Origin of the sequence: Paracoccus sp. (in: a-proteobacteria) (assembly GCF_039808215.1) — a bacterium.
Lineage (GTDB): Bacteria > Pseudomonadota > Alphaproteobacteria > Rhodobacterales > Rhodobacteraceae > Paracoccus.
On record NZ_JBDHSP010000070.1, the window covers coordinates 1 to 14,967 of the forward strand.

Genomic DNA, 14,967 nt, shown 5'->3' on the forward strand with positions numbered 1-14,967 from the left:
CTGGCCGGCCACCAGAAGCTGAAGAACCTGATCGTGCTTTGGGACGACAACGACATCACCATCGACGGCCGCGTGTCGCTGTCGGATTCCACTGACCAGCGGAAGCGTTTCGAGGCCTCGGGCTGGCGCACGCTGTCCTGCGACGGCCATGACGCCGCCGACATCGGCCGCGCGCTGGCCGACGCCGCCAGCGGCAAGGACCACCGCCCGGTGCTGGTCGCCTGCAAGACGCTGATCGGCTTTGGCGCCCCGAAGAAACAGGACAGCTCGGGCGCGCATGGCTCGCCTCTGGGCGCCGATGAGATCGCCGCGACCCGCGCCGCCTATGGCTGGGAGGCACCCGCCTTCCACATCCCCGAGGACATCCTGACCGACTGGCGCGCCATCGGCAGCCGCGGCCGCGCCACGCGCGAGGCCTGGAACGCCCGCGTCGACGCCGCCGCGAACCGCGACGAATTCGCCCGCCGCGTCTCGGGCGCCACCAGCGAGCGGCTGGCCCCGGTCATCGCCGCGCTCAAGGAGCAGGCACTGGCATCCAGACCCAAGGTCGCGACGCGCAAGGCCAGCGAGATGGTGCTGGAACTGGTGAACCCGGCGCTGCCCGAAACCGTCGGCGGCTCGGCCGACCTGACCGGTTCGAACAACACGAAAACCAAGGATCTGGGCGTCTTCGACCCGGAAAACCGCAAGGGCCGCTACATCAACTACGGCATCCGCGAACATGGCATGGCGGCGGCGATGAACGGCATCTGGCTGCACGGGGGCCTGCGCCCCTATGGCGGCACCTTTATGTGCTTTACCGATTATGCCCGCGGCGCCATGCGGCTCTCGGCGCTGATGGGCCTGCCGGTCACCTATGTGATGACCCACGACTCCATCGGGCTGGGCGAGGACGGCCCGACCCACCAGCCGGTCGAGCATCTGGCTTTGCTGCGCGCCACGCCCAATACCGTGACCCTGCGCCCCTGCGACCTGATGGAAACCGCCGAGGCCTGGGAGATCGCGCTCTCCAGCGAGGCGACGCCGACGGTGCTGGCGCTTTCGCGCCAGAACCTGCCGGCCCTGCGCGACACCGCCGGCGAGAACCTGACCGCGAAGGGCGCCTATGTCCTGCGCGAGGCCTCGGCCGCGCCGAAGGTGATCCTCATGGCCTCAGGCTCCGAGGTGGAGATCGCCGTCACTGCCCGCGAGACGCTCGAGGCGGCGGGCATCCCCACCCGCGTCGTCTCGGTCCCGTCGATGGAACTGTTCCGCGACCAGGATGGCGAATACCGCAAGGGCGTGCTGCCCGCCGGCACGGTGCGCATCGCCATCGAGGCCGGCGTGCGCCAGCCCTGGGACTGGCTGCTTCTGGGCGAACGCGGCCGCGAGGAAGGCTCGGCCTTCATCGGCATGACCGGCTTTGGTGCCTCGGCCCCGGCCCCGGTGCTCTACAAGGAATTCGGCATCACCGCCGATGCCGCCGTGGCCGAGGCGAAACGCCTGCTGGGCTGACAGATCGCGGGGCCGCGCTGGCCATGGCGCGGCCCCGCTTGCAGGTCTTTTCCGCTTTCCAGATAGCCGGCGCGCGCGCCCAGGGGCACAGATGCCGCCCGCGGGCTGCGACACCGCCACGAGGCGCCAGCCAAGGGCAGTCAGGACGCCATGAAACCGCCCCCCCCTCTTCTCGCCCCGGCCGGCGACCCGGCGCGCAGGACGCAGATGCGCGGCATCGCGCTGCTCTTGGCGGCGATCTTCATCTTCACGCTGATGGATGCCATCGGCAAGTTCCTGTCGGTGCGCTATCACCCGATGCAGGTGGTCTGGGCGCGCTTTGCGGTGAACCTCCTGATCGTGGCGCTGATCCTTGCCCCCCGCCTGCGCAGCGCACTGGCGACGCGGCGGCCGGTGGTGCAGCTGTTTCGCGGCCTGACGCAGCTGGGCTCGATCCTGCTGTTCTTTACCGCGCTGCAGTTCATCGGCCTGGCCGAGGCCACGGCGATCATGGACATCAACCCGGTGCTGATCACCCTGGGCGCGGCGCTTTTCCTGGGCGAAACCATCGGCATCCGCCGCGCGCTGGGCATCCTTGCCGCGCTGTGCGGTGCGCTGATCATCATCCGCCCGGGCGCGGGCGTGTTCCAGCCGGCGGCGATCCTGCCGCTGCTGGGGGCCTGCACCTATGCCGCCGGTGCGCTGCTGACACGGGTCGCGCGCGAGGACTCGACCGCGACCTCGGTGCTGTGGTCGGCCATGGTCGGCACGGTCCTGTCCTCGCTGGCGGTGCCGTTCTTCTGGCAGCCGATCCAGCCGGCGCATCTGGGCGCCTTCCTGGCGCTTGGCGCGCTGGGCACGGTGGCGCAGGCGCTGCTGATCCGCGCCTTTGCCCTGGCCGAGGCCGCCGCCATCGCCCCCTTCGGCTATACCGGGCTGGTCTGGGCCGGGCTCTGGGGCTGGCTGTTCTGGGGCACCGTTCCCGATCTGTGGACGGTCACCGGCACCTTGATCATCGTGGGTGCGGGGCTTTATGTCTGGATGCGCGAGGCCCGCGCCATGCACAGACCCGGACAGGCCAGACCCTGATGACCGAGACCGATCCTGCCCCCGAGACCCCCGACCTGCGCGACCGGCTGGCCAATGGCGCCTTCCTTGCGCTCATGGCGGTGGCGCGCGTGCTGCCCTATCGGCTGCGCATCCCGGCGATGGGCTGGTTCTTTGCCCGCGTGCTGGGGCCGCTGGCGGGCTGGCGCCGGCGCATCCGCGCCAATCTCGCCCTGGCACGACCCGATCTTTCCCCGCGCGAGGTGCGCCGGCTATGCCGCGAGGTGCCCGACAATGCCGGGCGTTCGCTGGCCGAGATCTATGCCGGAGACGAGTTCACCGCCCGCATCCACCGCCGCGATCCGCTGACCGGCCCAGGCGTTGCAGCGCTGGAACAGGCGGCGCAGGCCGGGCGGCCGGTGATCCTGGCGGTGGCGCATTTCGGCAATTACGACGCCATGCGCGCGGCGATGGTCGGGCGCGGCTGGCCGGTGGGCGCGCTGTATCGTCCGATGAACAACGCGGCCTTCAACCGCCATTACATCCCCGCCATGCGCGCCATCGCCGAGCCGATGTTTCCGCGCGGCCGCGCCGGGCTTGCCGCCATGCTGCGCTTTCTCAAGGGCGGCGGTTTTCTGTCGCTGGGCTTCGACCAGTTCGACGACCGCGGTACCGAGCTGCGCTTTTTCGGCCTGCCCACCCGGACCGTGCTGACGCCCGCGGAACTGGCGCTGCGCTATGACGCGCTGATCGTGCCGGTCGCCGGCATCCGCCAGCCCGACGGGCTGAGCTTTCGCGTCGAGGTCGGCGCCCCGGTGCCGCATGGCGACGCGGCCGCGATGATGCAACAGCTGAACGACGATCTCGAGGCGCGGGTGCGCGCGCATATGGCGCAATGGTTCTGGGTGCACCGGCGCTGGAAACGCCGGGGCTAGGCGGCGAATCCCGTTCCCTTGCGGTGGGCGACGGTCTATAACTGCCGGCAATTGCACCGCGCGATGCAGAACGCGGATCCCGGCAACGACAACCAGAGGACGGCATGAGCGACGATTCCAACAACGCTGATCACGGCAAGCGCGATCACGAGGGCGACGTCGCCTTCATCCAGGCCCTTGCCGAGTTGCTCAACCGCAACGATCTGACCGAATTGACGGTCAAGCGCGAATATGATGAGAACGACCGCCTGACGGTCAGCCTGTCCAAACAGCACCGCCAGGTCGCGATGCAGGCCGTGGCCGCCCCCGCCGCCGTGCTGGCCCCGGCCGCCGTCGCCGTGACCGCCCCCGCCGCGATCGCGGCCAGCGACGATCCCGCCAGCCTGCCCGGCATCGTGACCTCGCCCATGGTCGGCACCGCCTATCTGTCGCCCGAACCCGGCGCCGCAGCCTTCGTCAGCATCGGCCAGCAGGTGCGCGAGGGCGAGACGCTGATGATCGTCGAGGCGATGAAGACCATGAACCACATCCCCTCGCCGCGCGCCGGCACCGTCAAGCGCATCCTGGTCGACGACGGCAGCCCGGTCGAGTTCGGCGCCCCCCTGATGGTCGTCGAGTGAGTTAGGCCATGTTCGACAAGATCCTGATCGCCAACCGCGGCGAGATCGCGCTGCGGGTGATCCGCGCCTGCCGCGAAATGGGCATCGCCTCGGTCGCGGTGCATTCCACCGCCGATGCCGATGCCATGCATGTGCGCATGGCCGACGAATCCGTCTGTATCGGCCCGCCGCCCTCGACCGAGAGCTACCTGTCCATGCCCGCCATCATCTCGGCCTGCGAGATCACCGGCGCGCAGGCGATCCACCCGGGCTATGGGTTCCTGTCGGAAAACGCCGGCTTCGTGCAGATGCTCGAGGATCACGGCATCACCTTCATCGGCCCGGCGGCGGAACATATCCGCATCATGGGCGACAAGATCACCGCCAAGGAAACCGCCAAGGCGCTGGGCATCCCGGTGGTGCCCGGCTCGGACGGCGGCGTGGCCGATGTCGAGGCGGCGCGCCGCGTCGCCGCGCAGATCGGCTATCCGGTGATCATCAAGGCCACCGCCGGCGGCGGCGGCCGCGGCATGAAGGTTGCGGCCGACGCCTCGGCGCTGGAGACCGCCTTTCGCACCGCCCGCGCCGAGGCCAAGGCCGCCTTCGGCAACGATGAGGTCTATCTCGAGAAATACCTGCAGCGCCCGCGCCATATCGAAATCCAGGTCTTTGGCGACGGCCGCGGCCGCGCCGTGCATCTGGGCGAGCGCGACTGTTCGCTGCAGCGCCGCCACCAGAAGGTGCTCGAAGAGGCCCCCGGCCCCGTCATCACCCCCGAACAGCGCGCCCGCATCGGCGGCATCTGCGCCAGGGCCATGGCCAAGCTTGGCTACCGCGGCGCCGGCACCATCGAGTTCCTCTTCGAGGATGGCGAGTTCTATTTCATCGAGATGAACACCCGCCTGCAGGTCGAACATCCGGTGACCGAGGCGATCTTCGGCGTCGATCTGGTGCGTCAGCAGATCATCGTCGCCGCCGGCGACGAGATGGAGTTCCGCCAGGAGGATCTGCAGATCCGCGGCCATGCCATCGAGGTGCGCATCAACGCCGAGAAGCTGCCGAACTTCACCCCCTCGCCGGGGCGGATCAGCCAGTTTCACGCGCCGGGGGGGCTGGGGGTGCGCATGGACAGCGCCATCTATGACGGCTATCGCATCCCGCCCTATTACGACAGCCTGATCGGCAAGCTGATCGTGCATGGCCGCGACCGCCCCGAGGCGCTGGCGCGGCTGCATCGCGCGCTGGGCGAGCTGATCGTGGACGGGATCGACACCACCCTGCCACTGTTCCGGGCGCTGCTGGAAAACCCCGACATCCAGCGCGGCGACTATTCCATCCACTGGCTGGAGCGCTGGCTGGCGGACAAGGCCGGCGCCTGACCGCCACCGGAACCGGAACAGCGCATGGGCCAGAACCTGACCGCGCGACAGATGCTGGCGGGCTATGCCCGCGGCATCTTTCCCATGGCGCGCTCGGCCGAGGATCCGCAGCTTTTGTGGTTCGAGCCGGGGCTGCGCGGCATCCTGCCGGTCGGGGGCGTGCATGTCTCGCGCTCGATGCGCCGGCATCTGCGCGGCTGCGACTGGCAGGCCAGCCTCGACCGCGACTTTGCCGGGGTGATCCGCGGCTGCGCCGACCGCGAGGAGACCTGGATCAACCCGGAACTGTTCGCGCTTTACCTGGACCTGTTCCGGCAGGGTCATGCGCATTCGCTGGAAATCTGGCAGGGAGACGCGCTGATCGGCGGCACCTATGGCGTGTCGCTGGGCGGCGCCTTCTTTGCCGAAAGCATGTTCTCGCGGCGAAGCAATGCCTCGAAGGCGGCGCTGATCTGGCTCTCGGGGCATCTGGCGCGCTGCGGCTTTGCCCTGTGGGACACGCAATATCCCAGCCCGCACCTGGCCTCGATGGGCGGGATGACGATCAGCCGCGCCGAATACCGGCGGCGCCTGGCCGTCGCCTCAGCCCGGCAGGCCGATTTCAACGCATGGCCGCTGCCCGACCGTCAGACCTTGCTGCAGGACATCACCCAGACATCATAGCGCGAATCGTCCAGCGCCGAGAGCGCCGGCGACGAGGCGATCATCCAGCCGGCAAAGACCCGGGCATTGGCGCGCCGGTCGGTAATGGTCAGTTCGGCGAAGGCGTCGGAACTGGGGTCGGCGGCCGGATAGCGGCATTCGCCGAGGCTGATCTCGAGCCGGCCGAAGGCCACGCTCTCGCCCACGGCCAGCGAAAAGCTCTGCGCCCGGCCGGTGGTCTTGTCCAGCCCGCGCAGCTCGGCCCGGGCGCCGCGCGCGGTTTCCGGGCCGCGCGCCGCCGCCACCGCCGCCTGGCGCTCGGCGGCCGAGGGCTCGACCGGCACCACCGCGGCAGGATCGTCGCTGAAGGCCGGATCGACCATCAGGCTGTCGTCCTCGGCCGGGTCCTCTTCCTGCGCAAGGACCGGGGTCGCGGCCAGAAGCAGGCACAGGCAGGCCCGCGCCAGAAGATCGGTCACGGACTGTCCTCCGATGCCTGGGAATCGACGAATTTCATCATCAGCGACAGCAGGCTGACCGCGCCCTGGACATCCTCGATCTCGTCGCCGGGGGAAAGGTTGTCGGGGGCACCGCCGGGCTGCAGTTCGATATAGGCGCCGCCCAGCAGCCCGTCGGACTGGATCAGCGCCGCGCTGTCGCTGGGCAGGGCGATGTCCGCGGGCAGGCGCAGCCACGCCTCGGCCAGGAAGGTCTGCGGGTTCAGGTCGATCGCGGCGACGCGCCCGACACGGACGCCGGCCACGCGCACATCGGTGCCGACCTCGATGCCGTCGACATTGGGAAATGCGGCGCGCAGGTCATATCCGCCGCCCAGCCGCGCGGTCACGGCGCTGCCCGAGGTGGACCACAGCACAAAGCCCGCGGCGACGGCCAGGACCGCCGCGCCGACCCAAAGCTCGGCCCGTTCGGCGGTGGTGGTCATGCGCCTACTCGGGCTGCCATGCGTCATAATCGCGCCGCGCGAGCGGCTCGGCGCGCAGGATCGAGCCGGCGGGATGGTAGGCGCCCGCGGTGCCGGTCTGGTTTTCCTCATGCGGCTTTTCCCAGACCTTGACCGCCAGCGGGTCCTGGGTCGGCGGCAGCTTGAAGGTGTGGTGCAGCCAGCCGTGCCATACCGGCGAGATGCGGCTGGCCTCGGATTCGCCGTTGTAGATTACCCAGCGCCGCTTGCCGCCGCCGGACTGGTAATAGACATTGCCCTGATCGTCCTCGCCGACCCTTTCGCCATAAAGCTTGGTCCAGACCTGGGTGTTCAGGGTCTGGCTGTTCCACCAGGTCAGAAAGCGAAGCAGAAACGACATGGGTGCGGACCTCTTGCAGCGGTGTCGGGCGAAGATATGGCGCAAGTCGCGCCGAAGGTCCAGAGAAGCTTGCACCCCGTCGCCCGCTGGGCGCAAGCCAAGTGCTTTCGTCGGAAAAGCCACCGGCGGGTCAGGTTTGATTTGACATCGCCCGGCCACTCGCCTCCGATGGTTGCATGCGATATGGGAAACCGGGCGGTTCTTCCGCCGGCTGCGAAGATTTTCAGAAGGATATTCGCATGGATGACGATTCCCGCCACTTTCACCGCCACCCGCCCCCAGCGGAGCCGGCAGAGCGGCCATTGTCGCTGGCGCATCCGCTGCTGGCGCTGAGCGGGCAGCTGCGCTGCCGGAGCTTGGACGAGGTGGCGCACGTGCGCGAGTTGCTGGACGAACATGCGGCGCTGAGCCGGGCCGAGCCGGGGAACCTGCGCTTTGACTGTGCGCCGGCGCAGGATCCGCTGGCCTGGGACCTGCACGAGCTTTATGCCGACGAATCCGCCTTCGAGGCGCATCGCAAGCGGCTGCACGCCAGCCGCTGGGGCCGGGAAAGCCACGGCATCGCCCGCGATTTCCACCGCGATCACGTCACGCCGGTCATCCGTGCGGAATCCGGCCGCGACCATTCGCCGCTGGCGGCGCTGCTGACCCGCGCCTTCGGCGGCAGCGACGAGGCGCGGCTGGTGGAACGGCTGCGCGCCGACGGCGATCTGGCGCTGTCGCTGGTCGCCAGCGCCGCCGATACCCTTCTTGGCCATGTCGCCCTGTCGCCGCTGACGGCCGAGGGCCCGGCGCTGGCGCTGGCGCCGCTTGCGGTGCATCCGGCGCTGCAGGGCCGCGGCATCGGCACCGCGCTGATGCGCGCGGCGCTGGCGGCATTCCCGCGCCATGCCATCGTGGTGCTGGGCGATCCGGCCTATTATCGGCGCTTCGGCTTTCGACCGGCCGATCTCGACTCGACCTATGCCGGGCCGCATCTGATGATCCTCGGACCGAAGCTGCCGGCGGGCAGCCGCATCGACTACGCCCCGGCCTTCGCCGCGATCTGAGCGCGACGCCTCAGCCTGCCTCGGGCGGCGGGGTGCCGCCCGGCAGGCGCAGGCGCACGCGCTTGACCCGGTGCGGATCGGCATCGACGATCTCGAGCTCGGCGCCGCCCTCCTGGACGATGACCTCGCCCTGCACCGGCACGCGGCCGGTCAGCATGAAGATCAGCCCGCCCAGCGTGTCGATCTCGTCCTCCTCCTCGTCGCTGGCGAGGCGCAGGCCGGTCTCGGCCTCGACATCCTCGATCGGGGTGCGGGCCTGGATCAGCCACTGGCCGGGGCCTTCCTGGATGACCAGCCCGGCCTCGATCTCGTCATGCTCGTCCTCGATCTCGCCGATGACCTGCTCGATCAGGTCCTCGATGGTCAGCAACCCATCCACGCCGCCATATTCGTCGATGACCATGGCCATGTGGATGCGTTTTTGCTGCATCTGCTGCAAGAGCACGCCGATCGGCATCGAGGAGGGCACATAAAGCAGTGGCCGCAGCATCGGGCGCAGCGCGAACCTGACCGGCGGTTCGGCGCCAAAGCCGTATTTCAGCGCCAGATCCTTGAGATGGATCATGCCCAGCGGGCTGTCCAGCGTGCCGCGATACACCGGGACGCGGGAAAAACCGTGCTCGCGGAACATCGCGACCAGTTCCGGCAGGGTGGCGCTGACCGGCGCGGCGACGATCTCGGCCTTGGGCACGGCGACATCATCCACCCGCATGCGGCGCAGGTTCAGGATGCCCGGTGCACCGGATGCGGCCAGGCGCTGGCCCTCGGGCACGTCCGCCCCGGCGGCCTCGGCCTCGCCGCCGCCAAAGGCGCCCAGGATGCGCCCCAGGATGCCGCGTGTGGGCGGCGCCTCACGCCCGTCGCCGGCCTCGGCCGCCTTCGCGGGATCGGCGGATGCGGGCGTGTCGGGACTTCGGTCGTTTGTCATGTCTCGTGTTCCAGATAAGGGTCGGGAATGCCCAGCTTGCCCAGGATCGAGCGCTCGGCGTCCTCCATCGTTTCGGCATCCTGATCGTCGACATGGTCATAGCCCGCCAGATGCAGGAAGGCATGCACCAGAAGATGCGTGGCGTGATCGGCAAAGGGCTTGCGCTGCGCCTCGGCCTCGCGCGCGCAGGTGTCAAAGGAAATGGCGATGTCGCCCAGCTCGTCCGTGTCGGGCGGCGCGGGATGGGCGCCGGGCAGATGCGGCTCGAATTCCGAGGCGGGCCAGCTCAGCACATTGGTGGGCCTGGGCTTGCCGCGGAACTCGGCGTTCAGCTCGGCGATGCGGCGGTCGTCGCAGCCCATGACCACGACCTGGAAATCGCCCAGGGACAGCCATTCGCCGACGGCGCGGGCGGCGCGTTCGGCCATGGCGGGCAGGCCGGCATCCTCCCAGCGCTCATCCTCGAGGACGATGTCGACGATCTCGGGTGCTGCGGCGTCATGCATCGGCCTGGCCCCCGCCGGCAAGGCGCGGCTCGCGCCGCGGGATGCGCTGGCCGCGCTCGTCGAATGGCTCGCCGCGCGCCAGCGCCGCCTCGGCGTCAAGGTCATAGGCCTCGATGATGCGGGCGACCAGCGGATGGCGGACCACGTCCTTCGAGGTGAAATAGCTGAAGCTGACGCCCTTCACCGGCTTCAGCAGCCGCTCGGCGTCGACCAGCCCGGACTGCACGCCGCGCGGCAGGTCGATCTGCGTACGGTCGCCCGTCACCACCATGCGCGAGCCCTCGCCCAGGCGGGTCAGGAACATCTTCATCTGCATGGTGGTGGCGTTCTGCGCCTCGTCCAGCACCACGAAGGCGCTGGACAGCGTGCGCCCGCGCATGAAGGCCAGGGGCGCGATCTCGATGCGCTTTTCCTCCATCAGCTTCTGCAGCTGCTTGGCCGGCAGGAAATCGTTCAGCGCGTCGTAAAGCGGCTGCATGTAGGGATCGACCTTTTCCTTCATGTCGCCGGGCAGAAAGCCCAGGCGCTCGCCGGCCTCGACGGCGGGGCGCGACAGGATGATCTTGTCCACATGGCCGCCGATCAGCATGGTGACGCCGACCGCCACCGCCAGATAGGTCTTGCCGGTGCCGGCCGGGCCGATGCCGAAGGCCAGTTCATTGGCAAACAGCGCCCGCACATAGTCCTTCTGCGCGTCCGTGCGCGGCTCGACGGTCTTCTTGCGGGTGCGCAGCTCGATCGGGCCGGACTGGAACATTTCCAGCTGCTCGGCCGGACTGGGGCCCTCGGTCACCGCGTTGACGCCCATGCGCAGCGCCGCCTCGACCTCTTGTCCCTCGACGGGGCGGCCCTGTTCCAGCCGGGCATAAAGCGCGTTCAGCACCTGCGCCGCCTCGGTCTGGGCGTCGACGGGACCGACCACCGCCAGCAGGTTGCCGCGGCGCAGGACATGGACCTTCAGCGCCTCCTCGATGCGGGCGAGGTGGCGGTCATGCGGGCCGCACAGGTCGATCAGAAGCCGGTTGTCGGGGAATTCCAGCAGGGTTTCGCCGGGGCTTGCGGTGGCGGGATGCGTGGGGGTCAGACCCAAATTCGTCTCCGATGTGGGGTTCCTTGGAACCCATGGTTGCAACTGCGCGGGATTCGCACAAGGGGGGCGGTCCGGATCGCGCCAATTCGCGCCGGGGGCTTAGGCCCCCGGGGCCCGCGCCATGGGCCTGGCGCGCCCGGCGATGAAGTCGCGCAGATAGTCGTCCCCGGCCGTGTCCATCGCCGCGACATCGCCCTGCCAGCGCAGCCGCCCGCGGTCGAGCAGCGCCACGCGGTCGGCGATGGCACGCACCGAGGTCATGTCATGGGTGATGGTGATGGCGCTGGCGCCGGTCTCGTCGACGATCTCGCGGATCATGGCGTTGATGGTGGCGGCGCGGATCGGGTCCAGCCCGGTGGTCGGCTCGTCAAAGAAGATCACCCTGGGATCGGCGGCGATGGCGCGCGCAAGACCCGCACGTTTGCGCATGCCGCCCGACAGTTCGGCGGGGTAGAGGTCGGCCACCTCGGGGCCAAGGCCCACGCGCGCCAGCTTGTCGATGGCGATGGCGCGCGCGCGGGCGCGCGGCATCCGGCGCAGCAGGCGAAAGGCCACGTTGCGCCAGACCGGCATGCTGTCAAACAGCGCCGCGTTCTGGAACAGCATGCCGAACCCGTCCATGAATTCGGCGCGCCGCTCGGCCAGGGGCGCGCCCTGCCACAGGATCTGGCCCGCATCCGGCACCTCAAGCCCGAGGATGCAGCGCAACAGCACCGACTTGCCGGTGCCCGAGCCGCCGATGACCACCAGACTTTCGCCCGTCGCCAGGTCGAGGTCGACACCGTCGAGCACCCGCTTGCCGTCGAAGGTCTTGTGCAATCCCCTGACCGCCAGCATCAGAAGAACAGCCCCGTCAGCAGGAAATTCGCCGCCAGGATCCCGACCGAGGCCGCGACCACGGCGCTGGTCGTGGCCCGGCCCACACCCGCCGCGCCACCACCGGCATGCATGCCGAACCAGCAGCCCGACAGCGCCACGATCAGCCCGAAGGCCACGCCCTTGATCAGCCCCGAGATCACGTCCCAGCTTTCCAGATAGGCCCAGGAATTGGCCAGATAGATGGCCGAGTTGAAGCCAAGCGCCTGTACGCCGATCAGCCAGCCGCCCATGATGCCGATGATGTCGCCCACGCCCACCAGCAGCGGCACCGAGACCAGCGCCGCCCAGAGCCGGGGCGAGACCAGCCAGGCGACCGGGTCGGTCGAAAGCGTCACCAGCGCGTCGATCTGTTCGCTGACCCGCATGGTGCCCAGTTCGGCCGCGATGGCGCTGGCCACCCGCGCCGCCACCATCAGCCCGCCCAGCACCGGCCCCAACTCGCGCGCCATGCCGATGGCGACGATGGCCGGAACCACGTCGCCGGCCTGGAACCGCTCGCCCCCGGAATGGATTTGCAGGGCCAGCGCCGCGCCGGTGAACAGCGCGGTCAGCCCGACCACCGGCAAGGACAGCCAGCCGATCTGCAGGATCTGCCGGCCCAGCAGCGACGGGTGGCGGGTGACGCACGACAGCCCCAGCGCGGCAAAGATCGTCACCTGCCCGGTCGCGCGCAACAGCCAGATCGCGGCACGCCCGGTCAGGCGGACAGGATTCAAAGCCAGGTCCGCGGATAGCGCCGTCCCAGCGAGGTCAGGATCTCATAGCCGATGGTACCGGAGAGCCCGGCCAGCGCATCCACGCCCTGCCTTGCGTTCAGGATCTCCAGCGCCTCGGGGACGAAGGGAAGGTCGGTCACGTCGACGGTGATCAGGTCCATCGAGATGCGCCCGATCACCGGCACCGCGCGCTCGCCCGCCCAGAGCTGCAGCCGGCCGTCGCGCGCCAGCGCCCGCGCCAGCCCGTCGGCATATCCCGCCGCCACCGTCGCCACGCGCGAGGGACGCGCCGCCGTCCAGGCATAGCCGTAGCCCACGGATTCGCCCGGCCGCACCTCGCGCGTCTGGATCACCGGCAGGGCCAGGCTGACAACCGGCTCGGCGCCGACAAAGGGCGCGGCGCCGTAAAGCCCGATGCCGGGGCGCACCAGATCGAAATGGAAATCCGGCCCCAGCAGGATACCTCCGGTCGCCGCCAGCGAACGCGGCACGTCGCAGCCGTCGGTCATGGCGCGGAAAGTGGCCAGTTGCTGGGCATTGGCGGGGTGATCGGGCTCATCGGCGCAGGCCAGATGCGACATGATCAGGACCGGGCCGGCGGCCAGGGCCTCGGCACGGATTGCCGCCCATTCGCCCGGCTCAAGCCCGAGCCGGTTCATGCCGCTGTCAAGCTGGATGCCGAAATCGCCGCGCGGCCGCAGCGTTCGGTCGCGGAAGAACTGCTCGGTGCTGTTCAGCAGCGGCGTAAGCCCGGTCAGGTCCTCGCCCTCCATATGCCCCGAAAGCACGAAGATGCGCGCGTCCTCGGGCAGGCAGGGCCGGATCGCCCGGCCTTCGCTGGCCAGCGCGACAAAGAATTCCCGGGCGCCGGCCTCGTAGAGCGCCGGCACCACGCGCTCGGCGCCCAGGCCATAGGCGTCCGCCTTGACCACCGCCGCGGCGCGCACGCCCCCGGCCCGGGCGGCCAGCGCGCGCCAGTTCGCGACAATCGCCGCAGTGTTGATGACGAGTCCTGACGTGCCAGCCATGTGCCGCTCCTTGCCTTTGCGGGCCTTCCTATTTTACTGGCCCGGAATGTCAATCGACTGGCGGCAGGCGCGGATGGCAGGGGGCGCCCCGCGATCGCCCGAACGCCCGACGCAGTGATCGCAGTTGGCTTGCCCTGTCCGGTTCGGCTTTGGCACCGCATGCACGCAGTCATGCGCAAGCGGTGAGATGAACCGAGTTTATCCCGCCGTGCCGTCTTGCCTGCCGCAGGCCGTCACCCTACCCTCCCAGGGCCGCACACCGTCGGCCAAGGAGTAATACCGTGTCCATGCAAATTCCAGTTGTCGCGCTTGCCCTGTCCCTTGCGGCAGCGCTGCCCGCCGCCGCCCAGGTGTCGCAAACCGCCAGGACGACAGCCGACCTCAACGTGCGCAGCGGGCCGGGCACACAGCATGCGGTCATCGGCCAGTTCCCGCGCGGCACCTCGATCCAGGTTTTCGACTGCACCAACCCGGTGAGCTGGTGCCAGACCGTGTTCGGCAACTCGCGGGCCTGGGTCTCGGCCAACCATCTCGATCCGCGGCCGACCGTGGTGGCGCAGGCCCCGCTGCCGCCGGCGCCGCCGCCGCCTAGCGGGGCGGTCCCGCCTGCCGACATCCCGCTGTTCGGGCCGGGCTTCCGCACGCCAGACGACCAGTGCCGCCGGGCCGGGGAAAGCGCCTTCACCAACCAGTTCCTCGGTGACAATGCCGATCTGGTCGCCTGCCCGCCCGGCACCGATCCGGGGCTGTTCGCCTCCGAGACCGGCGGGCGCGAGGTCGCCCGTCGCGATGGCTGGATCCTGTTCACCGTGCCGCGCCGCTAGAGCGGCATGGTGAACTGGCCCCCGATTCGACCGGACACCTGGGCATAGCCATGGAGGCTCGGAGATATGCCTGAGCATGTGCTTATGTCTGAGATCGAGATCATCACCGATGGCGGCCGGCGTCGCCGCTGGAGCGCAGCCGAGAAGCTGCGGATCGTTGAAGTCGAGGCGGTCCGTGGCCCCGGTGGGGCCGCGTAAGCCGCCGAGGGCTGGATGGGCGGGCGAGCGTCTCGGCGGTGGCGCGGCGCAATGGCGTTGCGCCCAACCTGTTGTATCGTTGGCGGCGGCTCACGCTGGAAGGGGGGAGCGTTGCCGTGACCTGAGATGATGACGTCACCAGCAATCGCGTCGTTCGCCAGCTGGAGGAACGGGTCCGCGAACTTGAGCGGCATCTCGGCCGCAAGACGCTGGAATGAGTATGGCTGCGCCATCGGTCCGAGCGGCCATGCGAATGAGATCCTGCGCGAGGCCCTGGGAGAGTGTCAGGTCTTCTGTGTATCGCTGATCCGGTCCATGCTTCCTGAGAGGAGCAAGGACGATGACGATTTCC

At 69.4% G+C, this 14,967-nt stretch carries 17 protein-coding genes and 1 pseudogene; 9 read left to right on the top strand and 9 right to left on the bottom strand.

The genetic code is table 11. The features are described 5' to 3' along the window. The 6 genes from WMK75_RS15770 to aat all read left to right on the top strand — a co-directional run. The coding region (locus WMK75_RS15770; protein ID WP_347268566.1) for a transketolase at window positions 1-1,494 on the top strand (1,494 nt) is incomplete at its 5' end. 150 nt (window positions 1,495-1,644) lie between these two features. Further along, window positions 1,645-2,562 (top strand): DMT family transporter, encoded by a 918-nt coding sequence (locus WMK75_RS15775; RefSeq protein ID WP_347268567.1) that lies wholly within the window; start codon window positions 1,645-1,647, stop codon window positions 2,560-2,562. Beyond that, window positions 2,562-3,455 (top strand): lysophospholipid acyltransferase family protein, encoded by an 894-nt coding sequence (locus tag WMK75_RS15780; RefSeq protein WP_347268568.1) that lies wholly within the window; start codon window positions 2,562-2,564, stop codon window positions 3,453-3,455. Before WMK75_RS15775 ends, WMK75_RS15780 begins: the two co-directional genes overlap by 1 nt. Before the next feature lie 104 nt (window positions 3,456-3,559). Continuing rightward, the gene (accB, locus tag WMK75_RS15785) at window positions 3,560-4,075 is read left to right on the top strand and encodes an acetyl-CoA carboxylase biotin carboxyl carrier protein (protein ID WP_347268569.1); all 516 of its coding nucleotides are present in this window, start codon (window positions 3,560-3,562) and stop codon (window positions 4,073-4,075) included. Between the two features lie 8 nt (window positions 4,076-4,083). Beyond that, window positions 4,084-5,433: an acetyl-CoA carboxylase biotin carboxylase subunit gene (gene accC / locus WMK75_RS15790; protein ID WP_347268570.1), complete on the top strand. Its 1,350-nt coding sequence runs from the start codon at window positions 4,084-4,086 to the stop codon at window positions 5,431-5,433. 24 nt (window positions 5,434-5,457) lie between these two features. Continuing rightward, entirely contained in the window at window positions 5,458-6,096 is a 639-nt protein-coding gene (gene aat, locus WMK75_RS15795) for a leucyl/phenylalanyl-tRNA--protein transferase (protein WP_347268571.1), read from the top strand. Here aat and WMK75_RS15800 read toward each other — a convergent pair. Genes WMK75_RS15800 through WMK75_RS15810 form a run of 3 tightly spaced genes read right to left on the bottom strand, consistent with a single transcriptional unit; the run spans window position 6,060 to window position 7,397 of the window. Continuing rightward, a complete protein-coding gene (locus WMK75_RS15800) occupies window positions 6,060-6,554 on the bottom strand; it encodes a DUF2155 domain-containing protein (protein WP_347268572.1) in 495 nt (164 codons plus the stop codon). The genes aat and WMK75_RS15800 overlap by 37 nt on opposite strands. Next, entirely contained in the window at window positions 6,551-7,018 is a 468-nt protein-coding gene (gene mlaD / locus WMK75_RS15805) for an outer membrane lipid asymmetry maintenance protein MlaD (protein WP_347268573.1), read from the bottom strand. The genes WMK75_RS15800 and mlaD overlap by 4 nt, the downstream gene beginning before the upstream one ends. 4 nt (window positions 7,019-7,022) lie before the next feature. After that, complete coding sequence (locus WMK75_RS15810) at window positions 7,023-7,397, bottom strand: NADH:ubiquinone oxidoreductase subunit NDUFA12 (protein WP_347268574.1); 375 nt, start codon at window positions 7,395-7,397, stop codon at window positions 7,023-7,025. A 239-nt stretch (window positions 7,398-7,636) separates the two neighbouring features. Here WMK75_RS15810 and WMK75_RS15815 point away from each other — a divergent pair, with 239 nt between their 5' ends. Continuing rightward, a complete protein-coding gene (locus tag WMK75_RS15815; RefSeq protein WP_347268575.1) occupies window positions 7,637-8,446 on the top strand; it encodes a GNAT family N-acetyltransferase in 810 nt (269 codons plus the stop codon). Between the two features lie 10 nt (window positions 8,447-8,456). Here the strand turns inward: WMK75_RS15815 and WMK75_RS15820 are convergent, their stop codons facing one another. The 6 genes from WMK75_RS15820 to alr form a co-directional block, all read right to left on the bottom strand. Beyond that, window positions 8,457-9,374, bottom strand: coding sequence for a hemolysin family protein (locus tag WMK75_RS15820; protein WP_347268576.1), 918 nt, complete (start codon window positions 9,372-9,374; stop codon window positions 8,457-8,459). Continuing rightward, entirely contained in the window at window positions 9,371-9,880 is a 510-nt protein-coding gene (gene ybeY / locus WMK75_RS15825; RefSeq protein ID WP_347268577.1) for an rRNA maturation RNase YbeY, read from the bottom strand. The genes WMK75_RS15820 and ybeY overlap by 4 nt, the downstream gene beginning before the upstream one ends. After that, complete coding sequence (locus tag WMK75_RS15830; protein ID WP_347268578.1) at window positions 9,873-10,970, bottom strand: PhoH family protein; 1,098 nt, start codon at window positions 10,968-10,970, stop codon at window positions 9,873-9,875. Before WMK75_RS15830 ends, ybeY begins: the two co-directional genes overlap by 8 nt. Before the next feature lie 99 nt (window positions 10,971-11,069). Further along, window positions 11,070-11,807, bottom strand: a complete 738-nt coding sequence (locus tag WMK75_RS15835; protein WP_347268579.1) for an ATP-binding cassette domain-containing protein — start codon at window positions 11,805-11,807, stop codon at window positions 11,070-11,072. Further along, a complete protein-coding gene (locus WMK75_RS15840) occupies window positions 11,807-12,565 on the bottom strand; it encodes an ABC transporter permease (protein WP_347268580.1) in 759 nt (252 codons plus the stop codon). The genes WMK75_RS15835 and WMK75_RS15840 overlap by 1 nt, the downstream gene beginning before the upstream one ends. Then, a complete protein-coding gene (alr, locus tag WMK75_RS15845) occupies window positions 12,562-13,593 on the bottom strand; it encodes an alanine racemase (protein WP_347268581.1) in 1,032 nt (343 codons plus the stop codon). Before alr ends, WMK75_RS15840 begins: the two co-directional genes overlap by 4 nt. Before the next feature lie 287 nt (window positions 13,594-13,880). Here alr and WMK75_RS15850 point away from each other — a divergent pair, with 287 nt between their 5' ends. Further along, on the top strand, window positions 13,881-14,417 hold the full coding sequence (locus WMK75_RS15850; RefSeq protein WP_347268582.1) for an SH3 domain-containing protein: 537 nt from the start codon (window positions 13,881-13,883) through the stop codon (window positions 14,415-14,417). A 66-nt stretch (window positions 14,418-14,483) separates the two neighbouring features. After that, window positions 14,484-14,830, top strand: a pseudogene (locus tag WMK75_RS15855) (transposase); the annotation flags it as partial. Window positions 14,831-14,967: the final 137 nt, after the last annotated feature.

Coding starts and splice junctions, on each gene's coding strand:
- accC (WP_347268570.1), top strand. CDS start 4,084: ATGTTCGACAAGATCCTGATCGCCAACCGCGGCGAGATCGCGCTGCGG.
- accB (WP_347268569.1), top strand. CDS start 3,560: ATGAGCGACGATTCCAACAACGCTGATCACGGCAAGCGCGATCACGAG.
- WMK75_RS15850 (WP_347268582.1), top strand. CDS start 13,881: ATGCAAATTCCAGTTGTCGCGCTTGCCCTGTCCCTTGCGGCAGCGCTG.
- WMK75_RS15815 (WP_347268575.1), top strand. CDS start 7,637: ATGGATGACGATTCCCGCCACTTTCACCGCCACCCGCCCCCAGCGGAG.
- ybeY (WP_347268577.1), bottom strand. CDS start 9,880: ATGCATGACGCCGCAGCACCCGAGATCGTCGACATCGTCCTCGAGGAT.
- mlaD (WP_347268573.1), bottom strand. CDS start 7,018: ATGACCACCACCGCCGAACGGGCCGAGCTTTGGGTCGGCGCGGCGGTC.
- WMK75_RS15820 (WP_347268576.1), bottom strand. CDS start 9,374: ATGACAAACGACCGAAGTCCCGACACGCCCGCATCCGCCGATCCCGCG.
- WMK75_RS15775 (WP_347268567.1), top strand. CDS start 1,645: ATGAAACCGCCCCCCCCTCTTCTCGCCCCGGCCGGCGACCCGGCGCGC.
- WMK75_RS15835 (WP_347268579.1), bottom strand. CDS start 11,807: ATGCTGGCGGTCAGGGGATTGCACAAGACCTTCGACGGCAAGCGGGTG.
- WMK75_RS15780 (WP_347268568.1), top strand. CDS start 2,562: ATGACCGAGACCGATCCTGCCCCCGAGACCCCCGACCTGCGCGACCGG.
- aat (WP_347268571.1), top strand. CDS start 5,458: ATGGGCCAGAACCTGACCGCGCGACAGATGCTGGCGGGCTATGCCCGC.
- alr (WP_347268581.1), bottom strand. CDS start 13,593: ATGGCTGGCACGTCAGGACTCGTCATCAACACTGCGGCGATTGTCGCG.
- WMK75_RS15810 (WP_347268574.1), bottom strand. CDS start 7,397: ATGTCGTTTCTGCTTCGCTTTCTGACCTGGTGGAACAGCCAGACCCTG.